Annotated in this window: 1 pseudogene; it reads left to right on the top strand. The window is 69.9% G+C overall.

What is annotated here, in order from left to right:
• Positions 1 to 887: pseudogene (locus tag GPA_RS14875) on the top strand (RQC domain-containing protein); the annotation flags it as partial.

Below are 887 nucleotides of genomic sequence, written 5' to 3'. Positions count from 1 at the left end.
CCGGCATGCCGGCCGCCGAGCGCGCCGAGAGCCAGCGGGCGTTCATCGCCGACGACGCGCCGGTCATGGTGGCTACGAACGCGTTCGGCATGGGCATCGACAAGTCGAACGTGCGCTATGTGGTGCACCACAACATGCCCGGCAGCATCGAGGCGTACTACCAGGAGGCCGGGCGCGCCGGGCGCGATGGCGAGCCGTCCACGTGCATGCTCCTGTGGAGCGACGGCGACGTGTCCACCTGCCGCTTCTTTATCGAGCAGGAGTCGGGCAACGAGGAGCTCACCCTCGAGGAGGCCGACGCCGTGCGCGCCTCGCGCCGCCGCTTGCTGGAGGCCATGGTGGGCTACTGCCATACCACGGGCTGCCTGCGCAGGTACATCCTCAAGTACTTCGGCGAGGACGAGATGGCTCCCGCGGAGGCTCGGGGCAGGGTTCAGGAGGCTTACGTCGCGCTCGACGAGCCCGCGGGCGGCGTCGGGACTCCCGCCGACGGCTGCAACAACTGTTCCAACTGCGAAGGGGTCTTCGATGCCGTGGACGTCACGAATACGGCGCGCGCGGTCATGCGCTGCGTGCAGGAGCTGCGCGGGCGCTTCGGCAAGGGGCTCGTGGTGGACGTGCTGCGCGGGTCGAAGAGCGCGAAGGTGCTGGACCTGCACCTGGACGAGGCGGCCAGCTACGACACGGTGGATGCCTCCGCCGCACAGGTTAAAGAAGTCATCGAGCTTCTGGCCGCCGGGGGCTACCTCGTCATAACCGAGGGAACGTACCCCACGGTGGGCCTCGGCCCGCGCGCCCGCGAGGCGGCGGGGAGGGCTTCTCGCTCACCATGAAGAAGGTCGTGCGCAAGGCCGACCGCGTGCGGAGTGCCGGGGCGGGCGCCGGCC

The sequence above is a fragment of the Gordonibacter pamelaeae 7-10-1-b genome, from assembly GCF_000210055.1.
GTDB lineage: Bacteria > Actinomycetota > Coriobacteriia > Coriobacteriales > Eggerthellaceae > Gordonibacter > Gordonibacter pamelaeae.
The sequence above is the reverse complement of the archived record's forward strand: the minus strand, read 5'-3'. Positions and strand labels throughout refer to the sequence as shown.